Consider the following 18,536-nt stretch of genomic DNA (forward strand, 5'->3'; position numbering starts at 1 on the left):
CTCAGTCGGCCGGACCGGCGCTCCCCCATTGTTCCCGTCACCGCCGCCCTTCCGGAACCGCTTTCCAAGGAGACCGGGATGACAACCGTCACCCTCCCCATCGAACCGACCCCGCCCGGGGCCCCCGGTCCGGCCGCCCCCTGGCTGCCGCTGCCGGGCCGCTACACGGTGGCCCAGGGCCGCTCGCTGGTCGAACTCACAGCGCTCTACGGCCTGTTGCCGGTACGCCGCCGTCGCCTCGCCCTCGCCGAGGCCACGCTCACGGTGCCCGACGCCGACGAACACCCCACCTTCCGCTTCGAGTTCGACGACGCCCACCTCAAGGCCGTCCTCACCCTCGACCACGCCCAGGAGACCGCCGGCACCGCCCAGCTGACCGGCGATCTCCGCATCGACGACACCGACTTCCCCGTGCTGCTGCGGCTGCGGGTCGTGGAGCGGGCCGACGACCGGCTGCTCGGCGTGGGTGCGGCCCGGCTGCCGTACCGGCTGCTGCGGCGCGCCACCGGCTTCCGGTTCGGCCGGCTGCGTCCGGCCACCCGGCTGCGGCTGCTGATCGCCGGGGAGTTCGCGTGAGGGCGGCCCGGCGAGCGGTCCAGGGGGCCGTGCTCGCGCTGTCCGCGCTGCTCGGGATGGTGTTCGTGGTGCCGGGCGGTCAGGCGTCGGCGGCGACGTACCGGGTGGCCATGAGCGGGTACGCGTTCAGCCCCGCGACCCTGACGATCCCGGCCGGCTCCACGGTGACCTGGACCAACCAGGACACCGCCCCGCACGACGTGAAGACGACGTCCGCTCCGGTAGCCATTCACTCCCCCATGCTGAACAAGGGCGGCACCTGGAGCTTCAGGTTCACGACGCCGGGGACGTACGCCTACTACTGCACCGTCCACCCGAACATGACGGCCCGGATCGTGGTCCAGGCGGCGGCACCGGCGACCTCGGCGGCCGCGCCGACGCACGATCACTCGCAGGCGGGGGCCTCGTCGGGCCAACACTCGTCCGGCCATCACGCGACGACCCCGACCCGGGCGGCGACAACACCCTCACCGACCTCCTCCCCGGCACGCTCCACCCCACCCGCGTCGTCCAAGGCCACCGCACAGTCGACACCCCCGTCCCCCACACCGACGACCACCACATCCCCGGCACCACAGACCCAGGTCGTCGCCTCGACAACCCGCCCACTGGACCCGTTGCTGGTCCTGACCGGGATAGTCGCGGGGGTGGCGGTGATGTGCCTGCTGTTGGTGGGTTCACGGGCGGCGCGGGCAAGGGAAGAGGAAACCTGACGGCAACGCCCTCATAGGGGCGCGGGGAACTGCGCGACCAGCCCCCACGGCGCCGCAGCCGCAAGAAGACAAAAACCCGGCACCCCCGTAGGCGTCACTTCGCCCGATACCGCCGCATCTTCGCCCGCGCCCCACACACCTGCATGGAGCACCACCGCCCCCGCCCCGCCGGACTCCGGTCGTAGTACGCCCAGTGACAGTCGACCGCCTCACACGCCTTCAGCCGCATCCAGGTCCCCTCCACCAGCGCCTGCGCTATCCCCGCCGCAACCCGCGAAACCAGCGGAGCACCGTCGGCCACCCCCAGCACGGCGGAGCCCCCCGCGTCGACCCTGACGAGCAACGGAGCCGCCGCCAGCAGGTCACCCAGCGGCGCCACCACCCGGTGCGCGGGATGCCCAGCGTGCGCGAGCAACGCCACCCGCAGCGACTCCCGCAGTTCCCGCGCCCCCGGAAGGTCCTCCTCGGCCACCCCGAACCGCGCCCGCCCCTCGGCCGTGTCCAGCGAGTCGGCCCCCGACTCGACGTCCAGCGTGTTGACCAGGGACTGGACGAACTCCAGGCCTCCGGGGGCGGCCGATCTCTCACTCATGGCTGCACGCTACCTCCCGACCCTTGCGACGTTACCCCCAATGCGGGAACATGGGGTAACGCGGTTACCTGTTGAGGAGTTGTACAGGTAACCAAGACTTCAAGGAGGAAGCCATGGTGGCCATCGCCGAACTGGGCGCCGTCGTCCTGGACTGTCCCGACCCCCGCGCCCTCGCCGACTTCTACGCACGCGTGCTCGGCGGCAGCGTCGAGGGCGAGGGAGACTGGGTGAACCTGAAGGCGCCCGGCGGGCAGGCACTGGCGTTCCAGGCCGCCCCCGGTTTCGTAGCGCCGAAGTGGCCCGCGCCGGATCACTCGCAGCAGTTCCATCTGGACCTCACCGTCGAGGACCTGGACACGGCCGAGAAGGAGGTCCTGGCGCTGGGAGCGAAGCCGCTGGACGTCGAGGACCGCTCGCGGACGTTCCGGGTTTACGCGGATCCGGCGGGGCACCCGTTCTGCCTCTGCGCCTGCTGATCACGCCTCGACCGCCGGGAGGATCCATGGCCATGACCCCCGTGGCACGCTTGCGCTCCGTCGCCGTCGACTGCCCCGACCCGCGCGCCCTCGCCCGCTTCTACGCCGGTTTCCTCGGCGGTACGCCCGAGGACGACGACCCCGACTGGGTCGTACTCCAGATTCCGGGAGGGCATCGGCTCGCCTTCCAGTCGGCGCCCGGGTACAGCCCGCCGGAGTGGCCGCGGGCGGACCGCAACTCGCAGCAGTTCCACCTCGACTTCGACGCCGGGTCCACCTGGGACGAGGTCGAGGCGGCCGAGGAGAAGGTGCTCGGGCTGGGCGCGCGGTTGCTGCAGGCGGAGGACAAGGAGGGCTGGCGGGTGTACGCCGACCCCGCGGGCCACCCCTTCTGCCTCTGCCGGATCGAGCATCCCTGATCAGCCGTCGAAGATCAGCCGTCGAAGGACGGCGCGGCGGTCAGCGTTCCCGGGCCGCCTCGATGACCTCGTCCAGGGTGTCCCGGGAGCGGACGAGGTCGGCGATCACGCGCTCGATGCGGCCGGTACCGCTAACCGCTCAGCCGTCCAGTTCCTCGATGGTCGCGTTGGACGGGCCTCGCGTCGTCTGAAGCTCCCCCGCCACGTCCTCCGCCGCGCCCAGCACCCGCACCGCGTTCTGCCAGGTCAGCTTGGCCAGGTCAGGCTTCGACCAGCCGCGGTCCAGCAGTTCGGCGAGCAGGTTGGGGTAGCCGGAGACGTCGTTCAGACCGTCCGGGGTGAAGGCGGTGCCGTCGTAGTCGCCGCCGATGCCGAGGTGGTCGACGCCGACGACCTCGCGCATGTGGTCCAGGTGGTCGGCGACCGTGGACACCGTGGCGATCGGGCGCGGGGTGGATTCCTCGAAGGCGCGGTGCACCTTCATCGCCTCGGCGGTCGTGTCGAGGTGGTGGAAGCCGTGCGCGCGCATGTTCTCGTCGGCCGCGACCGTCCAGTCGACCGCCGCCTGGAGCACGAACTTCGGTACGAACGTCACCATCGCGACGCCGCCGTTGCCGGGGAGGCGTTCCAGGACGTCGTCAGGGATGTTGCGCGGGTGGTCGCAGACCGCGCGGGAGGAGGAGTGGGAGAAGATCACCGGGGCGGTGGAGGCGTCGAGCGCGTCGCGCATCGTCGAGGGCGCCACGTGCGAGAGGTCGACGAGCATGCCCTCGCGGTTCATCTCCCGGACGACCTCGCGGCCGAAGGCGGACAGTCCGCCCACGCCCGGCTCGTCCGTCGCCGAGTCGGCCCACGCGATGTTGTCGTTGTGGGTGAGCGTCATGTAGCGGACGCCGAGCGCGTACAGCGCCCGCAGCGTGGCGAGGGAGTTGGCGATGGAGTGGCCGCCCTCCGCGCCCATGAGGGAGGCGATACGGCCCTCGGCGCGCGCCGCCTCCATGTCCGCCGCCGTCAGCGCCGGGCGCAGGTCGTTCGGATACCGCGCCAGCAACTGCCGTACGCAGTCGATCTGTTCGAGGGTCGCGCTGACCGCCTTGTCGCCGGCGTAGTCCGAGCGGACGTACACCGACCAGAACTGCGCGCCCACGCCGCCCTCGCGCAGGCGGGGGATGTCGGTGTGCAGATGGGCGCCCTGGTGGGCGGCGATGTCGCGGGCGTCGAGGTCGTAGCGGACCTGTTCGCGCAGGGCCCACGGCAGGTCGTTGTGGCCGTCGACGACCGGGAACTCGCCCAGGAGTTCCCGGGCTGCCTCCAGCGAGGCGGAGGTCATCGCCGTCACTTCCCCGAGCCGAAGCCGAAGCCGTTCGCGCCCTCTACCTTGGCGCGCAGGCGCTTGCCCTTCTCGGTGGCCTGGTCGTTCAGCTCCTGCTGGAACTCGCGCATCCGCTGGAGCAGGTCCTCGTCGTGGGCGGCGAGGATGCGGGCGGCGAGCAGACCGGCGTTGCGCGCGCCGGCGACCGAGACGGTGGCCACGGGCACGCCGGCCGGCATCTGCACGATGGAGAGCAGGGAGTCCATGCCGTCGAGGTACTTCAGCGGAACCGGGACGCCGATGACGGGCAGCGGCGTGACCGAGGCGAGCATGCCGGGCAGGTGGGCGGCGCCGCCGGCCCCGGCGATGATCACCTTCAGGCCGCGCTCGGCCGCCTGCTCGCCGTACGTGACCATCTCGCGCGGCATGCGGTGCGCGGAGACGACGTCGACCTCGTACTCGATCTCGAACTCGTCGAGGGCCTGCGCGGCGGCCTCCATGACGGGCCAGTCGGAGTCCGAACCCATGACGATGCCCACGACGGGGCCGGCAGCGGTGCTCATTCGGTGATCGTGCCCTTCAGGTAGCCGGCTGCGTGACGTGCGCGCTCCAGAACGTCGTCCAGGTCGTCGCCGTAGGTGTTGACGTGACCGACCTTGCGGCCGGGCTTCACGTCCTTGCCGTACATGTGGATCTTGAGCTGGGGGTCGCGGGCCATGCAGTGCAGGTACGCGGAGTACATGTCCGGGTAGTCGCCGCCGAGGACGTTGACCATCACGGTCCACTTGGCGCGCGGGCGCGGGTCGCCGAGAGGGAGGTCGAGGACGGCGCGGACGTGGTTGGCGAACTGGGAGGTGATGGCCCCGTCCTGGGTCCAGTGGCCCGAGTTGTGCGGGCGCATCGCCAGTTCGTTGACGAGGATGCGGCCGTCGCGGGTCTGGAACAGCTCGACGGCGAGGTGGCCGACGACGTCCAGTTCCTTCGCGATCGTCAGGGCGAGCTGTTCGGCCTTGAGCGCGAGGGTCTCGTCCAGGTCGGGGGCGGGCGCGATGACCGTGTCGCAGACGCCGCCCACCTGCTGGGACTCCACCACGGGATACGCGACCGCCTGGCCGTGCGGGGAGCGGACGACGTTCGCCGCGAGCTCGCGGACGTAGTCGACCTTCTCCTCGGCGAGGACCGGGACGCCGGCGCGGAAGGGGTCCGCGGCCTCCTCGGGCGAGTCGACGACCCAGACGCCCTTGCCGTCGTAGCCGCCGCGGACGGTCTTGAGGACGACGGGGAAGCCGTCGCCCTCGGCCGCGAAGGCGACCACGTCCTGCGGGTCGCTCACGATGCGGTGCCGGGGGCAGGGCACCCCGATGGCATCGAGCCTCGCGCGCATCACGCCCTTGTCCTGGGCGTGCACGAGCGCGTCGGGGCCCGGGCGGACGGGGATGCCGTCCGCCTCCAGAGCCCTGAGGTGCTCGGTGGGTACGTGTTCGTGATCGAAAGTGATCACATCGCAGCCCCTCGCGAAGTCGCGCAGCGTGTCGAGGTCGCGATAGTCGCCGATGACGACATCGCTGACGACCTGCGCCGCGGAATCCTGAGGGGTGTCACTGAGAAGCTTGAACCTGATGCCCAGCGGGATGCCTGACTCGTGTGTCATACGAGCGAGCTGGCCCCCGCCGACCATGCCGACTACCGGGAACGTCACGCCCCTAGGGTATCGGCCGTCCCGGGGCGCCCTTCTTACCGGAGTTTTCCGGGTCTCTTGTCGACCTATGAGCTTGCGCACAGGCAATCGTCGAGGGGGGTGGTTAGCATGGCTGGGTTGACGAAACCGTCCGACAAATCGACCGACAGGAGCCTTCACGACCATGGGACGTGGTTCCTCGGGGCTTCATGCGGCACCTCCGGTACCTCGCAGTGCCGTTCGGCAGCGGTTCGACCGGCTGGTGCGTGAGGTCGCCAAGTTCGGGGCGGTGGGGGGAGCGGGGCTCCTGGTCAATCTCCTCGTGTTCAACCTGGTGCGGCATGTGACCGACCTCCAGGTGGTGCGGGCGAGTGTCATCGCCACGGTCGTCGCGATCGTCTTCAACTACGTCGGCTTCCGGTACTTCACGTACCGCGACCGCGACAAGAGCCGCCGTACGAAGGAACTGGGACTGTTCCTGCTGTTCAGCGTGGTCGGTCTGGTGATCGAGAACGGCGTGCTGTACGCGGCGACGTACGGCTTCGGCTGGGACAGCCCGCTGCAGAGCAACATCTTCAAGTTCCTCGGCATCGGGATCGCGACGTTGTTCCGGTTCTGGTCGTATCGGACGTGGGTGTTCCGGGCGCTGCCTGCGGATGCGGACGCGGAGTCGGACGAGGAGCCTGCGGCTGCTGCGCCGGGCGCGGAATCGTTCCTGGAGGCGCCGCGGCGGGCGGAGCCGGAGCCGGAGAATCCGCCGCGGGTTCGGCAGCGGGTGGGCTGAGACGACGGGATTTCGCCCCCGCCGCCCCTACCCGTCCCGTCCCTGGGGGCTCCGCCCCCAGACCCCCGCATCGGCCCTGAAGGGGCCTCGTCCTCAAACGCCGGACGGGCTGGAATGCCTGGACCGGCGTTGAGAGGTAGCGGCCTCAAAATCCCGCCCGCCCAAATCCAGCCCCTCCCGCGTTCGAGGAGCGGGCGCGCGAAATCAGCCCCTCCCGCGTTCGAGGAGCGGGCGCGCGAAATCAGCCCCTCCGGCGTTCGAGGAGCGGGCGCGCGAAATCAGCCCCTCCGGCGTTTGAGGAGCGGGGGTCCAGGGGGCGGAGCCCCCTGGCGGGGTTGAAGGGGCGGAGCCCCTGGAGGACGGGAAGGGTAGGGGCGGCGGGGGCGAAGAACGAATCGGCGCTGGACCGTCAGCCGTCCGAACCCCTACCTCACCGTCGTCCCCGACTCCTGTGCCTGCTTCTTCTCCGGAGGCGTGCGGGACAGGAACAGGGCGATGACCGGGGGGTTCGTCTGGAGCATTTCCAGGCGGCCGCCGTCCGCTTCGGCCAGGTCGCGGGCCACCGCAAGGCCGATGCCGGTCGAATTGCGGCCGCTGATCGCGCGCTCGAAGATGCGGGCGCCGAGGTCAGCGGGGATACCGGGCCCCTCGTCGGTGACCTCGATGACCGCCTGGTTGCCGGTGACGCGCGTGCGCAGCGCCACCGTGCCTCCACCGTGCATGAGGGAGTTCTCGATCAGCGCGGCGAGGACCTGCGCGACCGCGCCCGGCGTGCCCACCGCCTCCAGATGCCGCTTGCCCGAGGTGACGATCGCCCGCCCCGCGCTGCGATACGCCGGCCGCCACTCCGCCAGCTGCTGCTGGATGACCTCGTCGAGATCGAAGGTGACGGCGGAGCCGTTGCGCGGATCGCGGGAGTTGGTGAGGAGCCGTTCGACGACGTCCGTGAGGCGTTCCACCTGCGTCAGCGCGATCGTCGCCTCCTCCTTCACCGTGTCGGGATCGTCGGTGAGGGTGATCTCCTCAAGGCGCATGGAGAGCGCGGTGAGCGGAGTGCGGAGCTGGTGGGAGGCGTCCGCGGCCAGGCGACGCTCCGCCGTGAGCATGCGCCCGATGCGCTCGGCGGAGGAGTCCAGTACGTCCGCCACCCGGTCCAGCTCATGGACGCCGTACCGCTTGTGACGGGGGCGGGGATCGCCCGAGCCGAGGCGTTCCGCGGTCTCCGCCAGGTCGGTGAGCGGTGAGGCGAGACGGTTCGCCTGGCGGACGGCGAGCAGGACCGCCGCGATCACCGCGAGCAGCGCCACCGCGCCGATGATCAGCAGCGTACGGCCGACCTCCCGCGTCACCGACGACCGCGGCTCCTGCACGATGACCGTCTCGCCCTCCTCGCCCGTCTCGCGGGCGCTGATGACGTCACCGGTGGGTCGGTCACCCACCTCGATCAGCGGCTTCCCGGGGATCCGGATCTCGGCGTAACGATCCCCCTGGATCTGTTCCCGCAGCACCGAGGCGTCCACGGTCTCGTCCCCGAGCAGCCGGCTGTCGACGATGCTGACCAGCCGGACGGCCTCGGTGTCCACCCGCTCCTGTGCGGTGCTGGTGATCGTCCGTGTCTCGACGATGACGAGCGACACACCGAAGACGGCGATCACGACGAGAACCACGGCAAGGGTGGACTGGATCAGTCGGCGGCGCATGTCCTGTTACTCACGTGTCTGGGCTGGGTTGACGTGTACGGCCGTGAGGGCTCAGCTCTTCTCGAACCGGAAACCCACACCCCGCACCGTGGCGATGTAGCGAGGGTTCGCCGCGTCGTCGCCGAGCTTCTTGCGCAGCCAGGAGATGTGCATGTCGAGCGTCTTGGTCGACGACCACCAGGTCGTGTCCCAGACCTCCCGCATCAGCTGGTCCCGGGTGACCACCCGCCCGGCGTCCCGCACCAGCACCCGCAGCAGGTCGAACTCCTTCGCCGTGAGCTGGAGCTCCTCGTCGCCCATCCACGCCCGGTGCGACTCGACGTCGATCCGCACCCCGTGCGTGGCCGGCGGCTGCTGCGGCTCGGCCGCGCCGCGCCGGAGCAGGGCCCGCACCCGGGCGAGCAGTTCGGCGAGCCGGAACGGCTTGGTGACGTAGTCGTCGGCGCCCGCGTCCAGGCCGACGACGGTGTCCACCTCGTCGGCGCGCGCGGTCAGGATGAGGATCGGCACGGCGGTGTGGCCCTCGGCGCGCAGCCGGCGAGCCACCTCCAGGCCGTCCATACCGGGCAGGCCGAGGTCCAGCACGACCAGGTCGATGCCGCCCTGATTTCCGGCGTCGAGCGCGGAGGGGCCGTCCTCACGCACCTCGACCTCGTACCCTTCCCGGCGCAGTGCGCGGGCCAGCGGCTCCGAAATGGACGCGTCGTCCTCGGCGAGCAGTACACGGGTCATGAGCTGATGGTAGTCCGCCCATGACAAGAGCTGGGGTGTGATCGGACCTCTTGATTCTTACTGGCCTTTGACCCGTCTCTTACCTTCGGCCGCTGTGGTACAGACCTATGCCTATGAAGTGCGATCCTGGAAAGGACCTTGGAAAGGGTGCCTGCGGTTCCCCCGACACCTGTGATCCCTGTCTCAAGTCCTTCCATTTCCGGCAGTGTCCTGACGTATGGTGACTCGGTGAATCTACGCCCGTAGCACTGCGGGGGCCTTCGGCGCACTTGACGCCGAGGGTCTCTTTTGTGTGCGGATCAGCGTGCGGATCAAGGATCCAAGGAATGACCTGTGGCCGGGCGGCCGAACCCGCCGGAGCCGGCCGCCCCCCACCGGGCGCGTGACCCCCACGTCGATGCGCGTCCCGACCAGCAAGGATCGACCATGGCGTCCAGCCTGACGAAGGACTCGGCCTCCCCGGGCACCCCCGGTTCCGAGAAGACCTTCTTCGGCCACCCCCGCGGTATGGCCACGCTCTTCATGACGGAGATGTGGGAGCGCTTTTCCTGGTACGGGATGCGCGGCATCCTCGTCCTCTACTTGATCGCGGGCGTCCTCGACGGCCCCCTGGCGGGCCGGGAAGCCCTGGCCGCCTCGATCTACGGTGTGTACAACGCGGTCGTGTACATGGCCGCCATGCCCGGCGGCTGGGTCGCGGACCGCCTCTGGGGCGCCCGCAAGGCCGTGCTCGTCGGCGGCATCGTCATCGCCGCCGGCCACTTCACGCTGGCGATCCCCGCGGACATCGCCTTCTTCTGCGGTCTCGGCCTGATCGCGATCGGCACCGGCTTGCTGAAGCCGAACATCTCCGCGATGGTCGGCGGCCTCTACGAGGGCCAGCCCAGCGCCCGCCGCGACGCCGGCTTCACGCTCTTCTACATGGCGATCAACATCGGCGGCATGGCCGCCCCGCTGGTCGTCGGCTACCTCGGCGAGAACGTCAACTGGCACCTCGGCTTCGGTGTCGCCGGTGTCGGTATGACCCTCGCCGTCATCCAGTACGTCCTCGGCGGCCGCCACCTCGGCGACATCGGCAAGGAGCCCGGCACCCCGGCCTCCCCCGAGGAGAAGCGCACCGCGCTGCGCAAGGTCGCGCTGTGGGGCGGCATCGCCGTCGTCGCGCTGGTCGCGGACATCGCGCTGGGTACGTACGACATAGAGCACATCGTCAACGTGCTCGCGGTCCTCGGCATCGTGGTCCCGATCGTCTACTTCGTAACGATGTACCGCAGCCCGGCCCTGGCCACCGAGGACAAGCCCAAGATCCAGGCCTTCGCCTGGTTCTTCGCCACCGCCGTGCTGTTCTGGATGATCTACGACCAGTCCGGTTCGCTGCTGACGATCTTCGCGGACACCAAGACCGACCGCATGATCGGCGGCTGGGAGTTCCCGGCGTCCTGGTACCAGTCGGTGAACCCGGCCATGGTCATCGTGCTCGCTCCGGTCTTCGCCGCCCTGTGGGTGAAGCTGGCGAAGCGCAACCGTGAGCCCAGCACGCCCATGAAGTTCGCCCTGGCGATGCTCCTCATCGGTGGCTCGTTCGGCATCATGGGCCTGGCCGGCGCCGCCGCCGCGAACAGCGACACGGGCAAGGTCACCGTCTTCTGGCTGCTGAGCGTCTACCTGGTGCAGACCCTCGGCGAGATGTGCCTGTCGCCGGTGGGCCTGTCCCTGTCGACGAAGCTGGCGCCGAAGCAGTTCGTGGGCCAGATCATGGGCCTGTGGTTCCTGGCCGTCGCGACGGGCAACGCCCTCAACGGCTGGACCACCAAGCTCAACGCGCCGCTGGGCGACGCGGTCTACTACACGCTGTGGGCCGTCATCGCCGTCGCCGCCGGTCTGGCCTTCATGACGGCCGGCCGCAAGATCCGCGCGCTGATGGGCAACGTGCGGTAGCGCCTGCGGCTGGGCTGAACCGACGGAGGCCGTCGCACCGAGCATGGTGCGGCGGCCTCCGGCTTTTGCGGGTCAGGTCAGTTCGGCAGCTCGTCGCGTCGTACGGCCGTGACGAAGGTGGCCCAGGCGGCCGCGGGGAGGATCAGGGCGGGGCCGTGGGGGTTCTTGGAGTCGCGGACGGGGACGAGGGGGGTGGGGAGGTTGTCGGCGACTTCGACGCAGTTTCCGCCGTCGGGGTTGCTGTAGCTGCTCTTGCGCCACGTCACGGCCGTCAGGTCGATGGATCGCACTGTGCTTCCTCCAACATCTGCCCGATGAACTTCAGCGACTCGGCCGGGGACAACGCCAGGTCACGCATCGAATCGTACGCACGTTGCAGCCGGTCAACGTCCCTGCTTTCTTGGACAAGTTCACCGTGATAGGCGGTCTCGGTGTAGGCCACGGTCCGACCGTCGTGCAGCTTCAGGAACATCACGTCAGTCCCGACCAAGCCATGCAGACCGGAACTCTGCGGTAACACCTGGAGCGTGATGTTCGGGCGTTCGGCCGCCTCCACAAGATACTCAAGCTGCTCGCGCCAAACCCCGGCATCCCGCGACGGTGTGCGCAGCGTCGCCTCAGCCAGGATGGCGCGGAACGGCGGCCCGTCCTCACCCACCAACAGCTCGCGACGACTCAGCCGTGCGTCCACCTGTTTGGTCAGTTCCTCGCCCTTGATCCCGCCCGTTGCGAGGACCTCCCGCGCGTACCCGTCCGTCTGAAGCAGACCCGGCAGGACACTCACGGAGAACTGCCACAAGCTCACCGCCTCGGCCTCCAGCAGCATGTACCTCCGGTACTGCTCCTTGAACTGCGTCGGATCCCCCACCGCCAGCTCCCACAACGCCAGCAACAACCCCGGCGTTCCGTAGTACTCGTCCAGCGCCTGCGCTACCTCAGGGCTCCCCAGCGTCTGCCCCCGCTCCAGCTTCCCCAGGGTCGACCAGTCCCAGCCCAGCTGGTCGGCAAGCTCCCGCAGGGTGAGCCCTCTCCCCTCGCGCAGCCGCCGCACCTCCTCCGCATACCTCAATCGCGGCTCATGACTGCGGCTCGTCACCGTCCGTCGCTGCGGCACCCTTTCCTCCCCGTCCGCCCGGCTGTGGAATTTGTGGAATTTGGCGTACCGAGCGTGGAACTAGCGCGTCCCAACAGCCATTTCGCGCTCCGTTCACGGCATGCTCGTATCGGCACCTGAACACGCACCGTAATCCAGCGGATGCGTTCAGCACAGGCGTTCCCCTGAATCGCCCCCTCAAGGAGTGAGCCATGATCACCCCCACGACTCTCCCCCGCCTCCCGCGCCGCACGCGCCCGCACGGCCCGCACCGCGCCCCGTCCCCCGCCGCCTGGACGCCGCGCGGCGGCTGGGCGCGGCCGACGCCCACCGTGCTGCGGGCGATGGAGTCGGCGCTCGCGCGGTGGTCCGCGTGACCACGCGCCCGGCATGGACGGCAGCGCCCCCGCCGCCGCCCACGTGTGACGTGTGCGGGGCGTTAACGGCCCAGCGGGACGCGGCGCGAGAGGCGGGCCGGACCGCGGAGGTCAGTGCCTGCGAACGGGAGTTGCGGGAGCACTGGAGCGTCGGACGGGGGTGTACGCGGTGACCGAGCCGCCGCCCCGGGCGAGGCCCTCGTTCGACGTGAGCCGCTCACCCGTCCCCGTGACCGGCTGCGAGGCATGCCGCGCACTCGCGGCACGGCGGGCCGCCGCACGCACCGCGTTCGACTACAGCGCGGTGGCCGACGCGAACGTGATGATGCGCTCGCACCTACGCCTCGACCACTGATCAACTGCCGGCAACGGCAACGCCCTAAGGGGCGCGGGGAACTGCGCGACCAGCCACAACGGCCCCGCAGACACCCGACGCCCCTTCCCGGCACTACCACCCGGCACCACCAGCGGAGCGCTACCGCAGACGCCGCCCAGGCATGAAAGTGAACACCGCGCCACCCAACAGCAACGCCGTACCCGCCACCAGCCCCAGCGCCTTCAGCGAGCCCTGGTCCTCCGCGCCCGTCGCGGCCAGGCCACCGTCGGTAGACGAACCACCCGCAGAACCACCCGCAGAACCGCCCGCCGAACCGCCGGAGGCCCCACTCGCCTGCTCAGTCGTGTCCAGCGTCAACGACACCTCCGACTTCGCCGGCGTACACGTCGTCGTCGTACCGAGGGCCTCGATCGTCAGGACACCCGGCGACAACGTCGACTCCCCGCTCGCCCCCGGCTTGTACGTGCCCGTGAGGTCCGGGATCTCGATCGGGTCGCCCGACTTGATGTCCTCGGAGTTGGTCGGCCCCTCCACATGGACCGTGCCCTTGTCGACGCCGCCCAGGACGACCTCCATCGACGGCTTGACGGAGTCCTTGGGGATGTCGGCGGGGCTGTCCATCACCGACTTCTTGAACTGGATCGTCAGATCGAAACTCCCGCCGTTCTTCTTGGCGTTGATCTGGACCGGCGAGGTCGCCTCCTTGTCGCCGATGGGCGTCTTGCACTCGTACGGGACCTGGACCTCCTTGCCGGTGAAGTCGGTCTGCCCGCTGTCGCCGCCCCCGCCACCGGTGCTGGAACCACCGGCGTCCCCGCCCGTCTCGCTCTCACTGGGCGACGGAGTCGGGCTCGACGAGCCCGTCGGCAGGCCCGTCGGCAGATCGGTCGGCACACCCGTCGGCAGCGTCGGAACGACCGTCGGCAGCCCGCCCGTCGTACCGCCCGGGCCCCCGCCCCCGTCCGTCACCTTGATCGTCGCCGCCTTCTGCACCGTCTCCTTCGGCGTGCACTTGGTGTCCGTGGAGATCGGCTTGTTGACATTGATGTTGTACGCGTCCGGCGTCAGGGTCACCTCGCCCGGCGCCGTCAGCTTCAGCTTGCCCTTCATGTCGGACAGCTTCATGTCGGTGTTCTTGGGGATCGGCGGGTTCTCGCGCGGCCCCTGCATCGCGATGTCCGCCGTCTGCGCACCGGCCGCCTTCACGGTGCCCGTCGGCTGGACCGTGTTCTGCTCCAGGTCGAGGATGTTCGGGTTCTTGGACGCCGCCTGGACGAACTTCCAGACGACCTCCACCTCGTCACCGACCTTCGCCTCGGCGGGCGCGGTGATCTCCACCTTGGTCGTGCCCTGGACCGGCGGCAGTCCGGAGATGGCGGGCGGTATGCACTCGGTCGCGTACGACACCTCGGCCGCCTGCGCGGGCGCTGCGGCCACGCCGAGCAGCACACCCGCGCCGCCGAGCATGAGGGCGGCGCCCGCCGCACTCGCTCTCCGCGGACGCCGCAGGCCGACCGGTGTGACTCTCCTTCGCTTGCTCACGTGGATCCCTTCCTGGTCGGAGTCGTAGGACCCGTCGGATCCGTGGGACTCGTCGGGCTGTCGTCGTGCGGTGCGGAGAGCCGACCGGCCGTGCCCGGGTCGTTGTCCGGGGTGAACCACGGCAGGGTCGTGGGAGCGGAGGCAGCGTGCTTCGCCTCCTCCCGGGGCCTCAACCCCGGGATGCGCAGGGCCACTTCGGGCATCCGGAGACCACGGCGACGCGACGGGCCCGTACGCCGCGGCCGTACCCGGTCCACCACCGCCATCCCGACGCGGAACAGAGCCGCCGGTACGACCAGGCAGACCAGCACCCAGAACAGCGTCACGCCCCAGGGCCGGCCCACGCCCCAGGGCTGCTCCGCCATCACCTTGCCGCCGTACTTCAGGGAGACCGTGTAGTCACCGTGCGCCCCGGCGGCGAGCTCCACCGGCAGCTCGATCCGTGCCTTCCTGCCCGGCTGGATCGTGCCGCGCCACTGCTGTTCCTCCCACTTAGGGGCGAACACGCCGTGGGAGGTGCCGACCTGGAAGACCGGGTTCTTGACGGGCGACGTACCGACATTGCCGACCGTGAACACCAGCGTCCGTGCGGGCGGTGCTCCGAACCAGGTCAGCAGCGAGCCGGAGCCGTCGAGCCGGGTGTCCGTGAGGACCGACAGGCGTCCGCCCGCCGGCTCCGCGGGCAGCGGCTCGACCGCGTGCCCGGCCACCTGGAAGATCGCGTCCGCCTCGGCCTTCGCCCCGGTCACCGTCGCCACGTGCACCACGCACGGGCACGGCACGGGCGGCTCGGCCACCGGCAGCTTCCGGCTGAAACGCCCTTCGGCGTCGGTCGTCACGGCCCTGCCGTCCGCGTTGGCACAGGAGTTGGTGCCACCGGTCACGCCGGTCGACGGCACGGACTGGCCGCAGATCAGGATCATCAGCAGCGCCTTCGACCGCCAGCCGCTGCCGGTGACGGTGATCGACCCGCCCGTACCCGCCTGCGACTTGGAGAGCTTCACGGCGGGCGGATCGGCGGCCGCGGCAGCGGTCGGCGCCAGCAGCAGCGCCAGCACCGCCAGCACGGCCGGCAACACAGCCCTTCGCACCCTGCCGTTCACGTCCCCGCTCCCGTCAACTCGGCTTGCCTGTCCGGCCGTTCGGCCTCGGCGACCTCGGTGTCGTATGACCTACGGCGCCTTCGATGTCGTACGACCAACCAGGCGCCCAGCGCCGCACCCGCGCACCCCGCGACCCCGGTCACCGCACCCCACGGCACGAACCGCGCCGACGCCACCGCCGTGTCGCGCACGCCGCCCGCCGCCGTCACCGTCAGCCGCACGTCGACCGCGTCGAGCGCCGGCCGGTCGGGCCAGGGCTCGGTGAGCTTCGTCCGGCTGCCCGGGGGCAGGTCGACGGGGAGGGTGCGCGGGGCCCGGTCGAGGACCCGGCCGAAGACGCCGTCGGCCTGGACGGCCAGCCTCGGGGTGAGGGGCGTCGTACCGCGGTTGACCAGCTCGTACGCGATACGGTCGCCCACCACCCGCACCTGCTCGACGGTCAGAGCCGACAGCTCCGGGACGGTGACCCGGAGTTGGATCCGCACCCGCCGTTCGTCCCCGTCCGTGTCGCGGGCCACGATCTCGACGGCGCGGTCGGCGGTCGGGACGGTCACCGTGAAGGGAACGTCGGCGCGGGTGCGGGCAGGGACGCGTACCGTGCCGTCCTCGAAGGTGACCCCGGTGCCGTGCAGCCGGACCGTGACCGGCGCGCCGCTCGGGTTGGCCACGGACACCGTGTCCTCAAGGACCGTCCCCGCCGGGCCCTCGCCGTAGAAGGACGGTCGTCCACCGCCCGCGGGCGCGAGGGACCACCGCTCGGCGGCCGACGCGGCAGGCGGCACCGCGAGCAGAAGCAGCAGGGACAGGAACAGGACACGGGCGGCTGACGACATCGGCGGCTCCAACGGTCGTGCGACACACGATCAGCGGCGTACGGTCTGCCCCCTGCGCGTCAGCCACAGCGCGCCCGCCGCGCCCGCGAGCAGGACCGTGCCGCCGAGGGTGCCCAGCGCGATCGCCGAGTCCTCGGGGCCGGTCTGCGGGAGCTCGTCGCCGGAGTCGGAGCCGCTCGGGGTTCCGCCGCCTCCACCGCCCGCGGCCGTCACGTCGAGGGTCAGCGACGGTCCGGGGCTGTTGGTGGGCGTGCAGGTGGTCGTCGTACCGAGGGCCTTGATGGTGAGCACGGCCGCCGTGAAGGTGACCTTGCCGGTCTTCTTCGGGGTGTACGTGCCCGTCAAGTCATTGATCTTGATGGGGGTGTTGGCGGGAATCGCCTCCTGGTTGGCCGGGCCGGTCACGCTGATGGTGCCGCTGTCGGCGCCGCCCAGCTTGATGGTGGCACTCGGCTTCATCGCGCCCTTGCCGAGCTCGACCGGGCTGGACGAGACGCCCTTCTGCCACGACATGGTGATCTTGTAGCCGCTGCCGCTCTTGACGCCCTTGATGTCGATGGGCGAGACGGCGCTCTTGTCGCCGATCGGCGTCTTGCAGGCGTAGTTGACGTCGACGACCTCGGCCCTCGCCGCGGGGGCGGCCATCAGCACCGCCGACCCGGCCAGGGCCGCGGCGGTCGCGAGCGCGGCGGTTCGCTTCTGCTTCGACACGGTCCCCTCATTCCTGACGGCATATCAGATCGGCCGTCAAGGTACGCCCGGGGACTTGAGGAAGGAAGACACAGCGCACGCCGGAGTTGTGACGATCCGGCGCGCGCCGAGTGGAGGGGGTGACCCTCGGTAACACAGGGGGGTCAGGTCCTGGCGTCAGCGCATTGCAGGGAGCGCAAAGCCGCACGTCAGCGACACGGAACCGATTCTTCGGTACGGCCGTGGAGGCACCCTAGGCCGGAGCTCCCAGCTCCGCCCACACCGTCTTGCCCGCGACCCCCGGCGTCCGTACGACGCCCCAGTCCAGGCACAGCCGCTGCACGATGAACATGCCGTGGCCGCCGGGCCGGCCCGAGCGATGCGGGGTGCGGGGCGCCGGCTGGCCCGTGCCCTTGTCGGAGACCTCGACCCGGATCACCTTGTTGTCGCAGGCGATCCACATCTCGGCCGGCCCTTCGGCGTGCAGGCAGGCGTTGGTGACCAGCTCGGAGACGACGAGCAGCACGTCCTCGGCGGCGGCCCGCTGGTCGGCGGTGGAGGCCGGCAGCCAGCCCCACGCGTACAACGCCTGGCGGGCGAAGTCCCGGGCGAGCGGGACGACCCCGCTCTGGCCCTCGAAGTCCAGCCGCCGGACCTGGCCGCCCACCGCCGGCTCGTCGGACGACCCGGTCCCCCCGGACGCCCCGGAGGGCCGCTCGGACGCTCCGGAAGCGCCGCTGGGCTCGGGGCCGCGGTCGCCCGGCGAGAAAGGCCGGGTGGTGCTCATCAGCGCTTCACCTCACCGATTCACCGTTCAACATTCACATGATTCAAGAGTCAGTACGCAGAGTCGGTACGTCAGTACACGATCCTTGCCTGATAGGTCGGTCACAGTCCCCCACCCCCCGGTGGCCGACATCACAGCCGACGGTTTCAGGGTGTCTCCTGCCCGACCGGGCCGAGGGAACACCCCCGTATTCGGCACAAATGATGTGACGTCCGATGCAGGGGCGAACGCGAGGGGTCAGCCCGACCCGTCGGCCTCGTCGACCAGGGCGTCACCGAGCGAGTCATGGACCGTGAAGACCGCCGAGGCCCCCGTGATCTCGAACACGCGCGCAACGGCGGGCAGCATGCCCGCGAGATGCACCCCGCCGCCGGCGGCCTCCGCCTTCAGGCGCGCGCCGAGCAGCACGTTCAGCCCCGTGGAGTCACAGAACTCAAGCCGTGAGCAGTCGACGACCAGTCGGCTGAAGCCCTTGTCGAGGCAGTCCTCAAGTGGCTCACGCAACAAATCGGCGGTGTGGTGATCCAACTCACCCGCCGGGGTCACGACGGCGCTGGAGCCCTCTTCCCGCACCTCGACCAGAAGTCGGCCAGACTGTGCGCTGCCGACCGTCCCGCGGTCCATGCCGTGTCTCACTCCCGACGTCGTGACTGCTGACTCACGCTCTCGAACACTACGCCTTCCCTACGCCCCCCAACACCCGAACATCCTCGCAGAATCGGACATTTCGGAACAGAGCGCACTTGCGGTGAGCTCACGAAAGCGGGTAGGGCTAGTAGAGACACGTAACCGACTCGGCCGGCTTTGGAGGCGCCGCACACCGCAGTGCACCCACAGGCTTCCGGCAGCCATAT

The 18,536-nt window shown here is 70.3% G+C and carries 22 protein-coding genes; 8 read left to right on the forward strand and 14 right to left on the reverse strand.

What is annotated here, in order from left to right; translation table 11 throughout:
• Window positions 1-78 precede the first annotated feature (78 nt).
• Window positions 79-576, forward strand: a complete 498-nt coding sequence (locus ACIA8X_RS28325; RefSeq protein ID WP_399459413.1) for a hypothetical protein — start codon at window positions 79-81, stop codon at window positions 574-576.
• Complete coding sequence (locus ACIA8X_RS28330; RefSeq protein ID WP_399459414.1) at window positions 573-1,289, forward strand: cupredoxin family copper-binding protein; 717 nt, start codon at window positions 573-575, stop codon at window positions 1,287-1,289. Before ACIA8X_RS28325 ends, ACIA8X_RS28330 begins: the two co-directional genes overlap by 4 nt.
• A 94-nt stretch (window positions 1,290-1,383) precedes the next feature.
• Here ACIA8X_RS28330 and ACIA8X_RS28335 read toward each other — a convergent pair whose 3' ends face one another.
• Window positions 1,384-1,881: a CGNR zinc finger domain-containing protein gene (locus tag ACIA8X_RS28335; protein WP_399459415.1), complete on the reverse strand. Its 498-nt coding sequence runs from the start codon at window positions 1,879-1,881 to the stop codon at window positions 1,384-1,386.
• A gap of 116 nt (window positions 1,882-1,997) precedes the next feature.
• On the opposite strand from ACIA8X_RS28335, the gene ACIA8X_RS28340 reads away from it, so the two are divergent.
• Both ACIA8X_RS28340 and ACIA8X_RS28345 read left to right on the forward strand, forming a co-directional pair.
• A complete protein-coding gene (locus tag ACIA8X_RS28340; RefSeq protein ID WP_393455586.1) occupies window positions 1,998-2,357 on the forward strand; it encodes a VOC family protein in 360 nt (119 codons plus the stop codon).
• 32 nt (window positions 2,358-2,389) lie between these two features.
• Window positions 2,390-2,776 (forward strand): VOC family protein, encoded by a 387-nt coding sequence (locus tag ACIA8X_RS28345; protein ID WP_399459528.1) that lies wholly within the window; start codon window positions 2,390-2,392, stop codon window positions 2,774-2,776.
• 139 nt (window positions 2,777-2,915) lie between these two features.
• Here ACIA8X_RS28345 and ACIA8X_RS28350 read toward each other — a convergent pair whose 3' ends face one another.
• The 3 genes from ACIA8X_RS28350 to ACIA8X_RS28360 are packed head-to-tail and all read right to left on the reverse strand — an operon-like array spanning window position 2,916 to window position 5,787.
• Complete coding sequence (locus ACIA8X_RS28350; protein ID WP_399459416.1) at window positions 2,916-4,106, reverse strand: dipeptidase; 1,191 nt, start codon at window positions 4,104-4,106, stop codon at window positions 2,916-2,918.
• 5 nt (window positions 4,107-4,111) lie between these two features.
• Entirely contained in the window at window positions 4,112-4,651 is a 540-nt protein-coding gene (gene purE, locus ACIA8X_RS28355) for a 5-(carboxyamino)imidazole ribonucleotide mutase (RefSeq protein ID WP_393455435.1), read from the reverse strand.
• Window positions 4,648-5,787 (reverse strand): 5-(carboxyamino)imidazole ribonucleotide synthase, encoded by a 1,140-nt coding sequence (locus ACIA8X_RS28360; protein WP_393455432.1) that lies wholly within the window; start codon window positions 5,785-5,787, stop codon window positions 4,648-4,650. Before ACIA8X_RS28360 ends, purE begins: the two co-directional genes overlap by 4 nt.
• Window positions 5,788-5,950: 163 nt before the next feature.
• Here ACIA8X_RS28360 and ACIA8X_RS28365 point away from each other — a divergent pair, with 163 nt between their 5' ends.
• Window positions 5,951-6,550: a GtrA family protein gene (locus ACIA8X_RS28365; protein ID WP_399459418.1), complete on the forward strand. Its 600-nt coding sequence runs from the start codon at window positions 5,951-5,953 to the stop codon at window positions 6,548-6,550.
• A 425-nt stretch (window positions 6,551-6,975) separates the two neighbouring features.
• Here the strand turns inward: ACIA8X_RS28365 and ACIA8X_RS28370 are convergent, their stop codons facing one another.
• Complete coding sequence (locus ACIA8X_RS28370; protein ID WP_393455426.1) at window positions 6,976-8,250, reverse strand: ATP-binding protein; 1,275 nt, start codon at window positions 8,248-8,250, stop codon at window positions 6,976-6,978.
• Between the two features lie 51 nt (window positions 8,251-8,301).
• Window positions 8,302-8,982: a response regulator transcription factor gene (locus ACIA8X_RS28375; RefSeq protein WP_062722436.1), complete on the reverse strand. Its 681-nt coding sequence runs from the start codon at window positions 8,980-8,982 to the stop codon at window positions 8,302-8,304.
• A 426-nt stretch (window positions 8,983-9,408) separates the two neighbouring features.
• Between ACIA8X_RS28375 and ACIA8X_RS28380 the strand changes: the two genes are divergently transcribed.
• Complete coding sequence (locus ACIA8X_RS28380; RefSeq protein ID WP_399459420.1) at window positions 9,409-10,920, forward strand: peptide MFS transporter; 1,512 nt, start codon at window positions 9,409-9,411, stop codon at window positions 10,918-10,920.
• Window positions 10,921-10,997: 77 nt separating this feature from the next.
• Here ACIA8X_RS28380 and ACIA8X_RS28385 read toward each other — a convergent pair whose 3' ends face one another.
• Both ACIA8X_RS28385 and ACIA8X_RS28390 read right to left on the reverse strand, forming a co-directional pair.
• A complete protein-coding gene (locus ACIA8X_RS28385; RefSeq protein ID WP_399459421.1) occupies window positions 10,998-11,210 on the reverse strand; it encodes a DUF397 domain-containing protein in 213 nt (70 codons plus the stop codon).
• Window positions 11,192-12,034: a helix-turn-helix domain-containing protein gene (locus tag ACIA8X_RS28390; protein ID WP_399459422.1), complete on the reverse strand. Its 843-nt coding sequence runs from the start codon at window positions 12,032-12,034 to the stop codon at window positions 11,192-11,194. Before ACIA8X_RS28390 ends, ACIA8X_RS28385 begins: the two co-directional genes overlap by 19 nt.
• 191 nt (window positions 12,035-12,225) lie before the next feature.
• On the opposite strand from ACIA8X_RS28390, the gene ACIA8X_RS28395 reads away from it, so the two are divergent.
• Window positions 12,226-12,390, forward strand: a complete 165-nt coding sequence (locus ACIA8X_RS28395; RefSeq protein ID WP_393455413.1) for a hypothetical protein — start codon at window positions 12,226-12,228, stop codon at window positions 12,388-12,390.
• 208 nt (window positions 12,391-12,598) lie between these two features.
• The gene (locus ACIA8X_RS28400; protein ID WP_399459423.1) at window positions 12,599-12,745 is read left to right on the forward strand and encodes a hypothetical protein; all 147 of its coding nucleotides are present in this window, start codon (window positions 12,599-12,601) and stop codon (window positions 12,743-12,745) included.
• Window positions 12,746-12,865: 120 nt separating this feature from the next.
• Here ACIA8X_RS28400 and ACIA8X_RS28405 read toward each other — a convergent pair whose 3' ends face one another.
• The 6 genes from ACIA8X_RS28405 to ACIA8X_RS28430 all read right to left on the reverse strand — a co-directional run bounded on the left by ACIA8X_RS28405 (window position 12,866) and on the right by ACIA8X_RS28430 (window position 18,306).
• Window positions 12,866-14,194, reverse strand: a complete 1,329-nt coding sequence (locus ACIA8X_RS28405) for a hypothetical protein (RefSeq protein ID WP_399459529.1) — start codon at window positions 14,192-14,194, stop codon at window positions 12,866-12,868.
• A gap of 71 nt (window positions 14,195-14,265) precedes the next feature.
• Window positions 14,266-15,372 (reverse strand): hypothetical protein, encoded by a 1,107-nt coding sequence (locus ACIA8X_RS28410; RefSeq protein ID WP_399459424.1) that lies wholly within the window; start codon window positions 15,370-15,372, stop codon window positions 14,266-14,268.
• Entirely contained in the window at window positions 15,369-16,205 is an 837-nt protein-coding gene (locus tag ACIA8X_RS28415) for a hypothetical protein (protein ID WP_399459425.1), read from the reverse strand. Before ACIA8X_RS28415 ends, ACIA8X_RS28410 begins: the two co-directional genes overlap by 4 nt.
• Window positions 16,206-16,235: 30 nt before the next feature.
• On the reverse strand, window positions 16,236-16,916 hold the full coding sequence (locus ACIA8X_RS28420; RefSeq protein ID WP_399459426.1) for an LPXTG cell wall anchor domain-containing protein: 681 nt from the start codon (window positions 16,914-16,916) through the stop codon (window positions 16,236-16,238).
• Between the two features lie 232 nt (window positions 16,917-17,148).
• A complete protein-coding gene (locus tag ACIA8X_RS28425) occupies window positions 17,149-17,682 on the reverse strand; it encodes an ATP-binding protein (protein ID WP_393455400.1) in 534 nt (177 codons plus the stop codon).
• A 237-nt stretch (window positions 17,683-17,919) separates the two neighbouring features.
• Window positions 17,920-18,306: an STAS domain-containing protein gene (locus tag ACIA8X_RS28430; protein ID WP_393455397.1), complete on the reverse strand. Its 387-nt coding sequence runs from the start codon at window positions 18,304-18,306 to the stop codon at window positions 17,920-17,922.
• Between the last annotated feature and the right edge of the window lie 230 nt (window positions 18,307-18,536).

Origin of the sequence: Streptomyces sp. NPDC051738 (assembly GCF_044453205.1) — a bacterium.
Lineage (GTDB): Bacteria > Actinomycetota > Actinomycetes > Streptomycetales > Streptomycetaceae > Streptomyces.

What these genes read in the sequence shown, in the direction of transcription:
- ACIA8X_RS28335 (WP_399459415.1), bottom strand. Translation starts at nt 1,881, where the DNA reads ATGAGTGAGAGATCGGCCGCCCCCGGAGGCCTGGAGTTCGTCCAGTCC.
- ACIA8X_RS28415 (WP_399459425.1), bottom strand. Translation starts at nt 16,205, where the DNA reads ATGTCGTCAGCCGCCCGTGTCCTGTTCCTGTCCCTGCTGCTTCTGCTC.
- ACIA8X_RS28325 (WP_399459413.1), top strand. Translation starts at nt 79, where the DNA reads ATGACAACCGTCACCCTCCCCATCGAACCGACCCCGCCCGGGGCCCCC.
- ACIA8X_RS28350 (WP_399459416.1), bottom strand. Translation starts at nt 4,106, where the DNA reads ATGACCTCCGCCTCGCTGGAGGCAGCCCGGGAACTCCTGGGCGAGTTC.
- ACIA8X_RS28395 (WP_393455413.1), top strand. Translation starts at nt 12,226, where the DNA reads ATGATCACCCCCACGACTCTCCCCCGCCTCCCGCGCCGCACGCGCCCG.
- purE (WP_393455435.1), bottom strand. Translation starts at nt 4,651, where the DNA reads ATGAGCACCGCTGCCGGCCCCGTCGTGGGCATCGTCATGGGTTCGGAC.
- ACIA8X_RS28430 (WP_393455397.1), bottom strand. Translation starts at nt 18,306, where the DNA reads ATGGACCGCGGGACGGTCGGCAGCGCACAGTCTGGCCGACTTCTGGTC.
- ACIA8X_RS28375 (WP_062722436.1), bottom strand. Translation starts at nt 8,982, where the DNA reads ATGACCCGTGTACTGCTCGCCGAGGACGACGCGTCCATTTCGGAGCCG.
- ACIA8X_RS28425 (WP_393455400.1), bottom strand. Translation starts at nt 17,682, where the DNA reads ATGAGCACCACCCGGCCTTTCTCGCCGGGCGACCGCGGCCCCGAGCCC.
- ACIA8X_RS28370 (WP_393455426.1), bottom strand. Translation starts at nt 8,250, where the DNA reads ATGCGCCGCCGACTGATCCAGTCCACCCTTGCCGTGGTTCTCGTCGTG.
- ACIA8X_RS28380 (WP_399459420.1), top strand. Translation starts at nt 9,409, where the DNA reads ATGGCGTCCAGCCTGACGAAGGACTCGGCCTCCCCGGGCACCCCCGGT.
- ACIA8X_RS28405 (WP_399459529.1), bottom strand. Translation starts at nt 14,194, where the DNA reads ATGCTCGGCGGCGCGGGTGTGCTGCTCGGCGTGGCCGCAGCGCCCGCG.
- ACIA8X_RS28345 (WP_399459528.1), top strand. Translation starts at nt 2,390, where the DNA reads ATGACCCCCGTGGCACGCTTGCGCTCCGTCGCCGTCGACTGCCCCGAC.
- ACIA8X_RS28365 (WP_399459418.1), top strand. Translation starts at nt 5,951, where the DNA reads ATGGGACGTGGTTCCTCGGGGCTTCATGCGGCACCTCCGGTACCTCGC.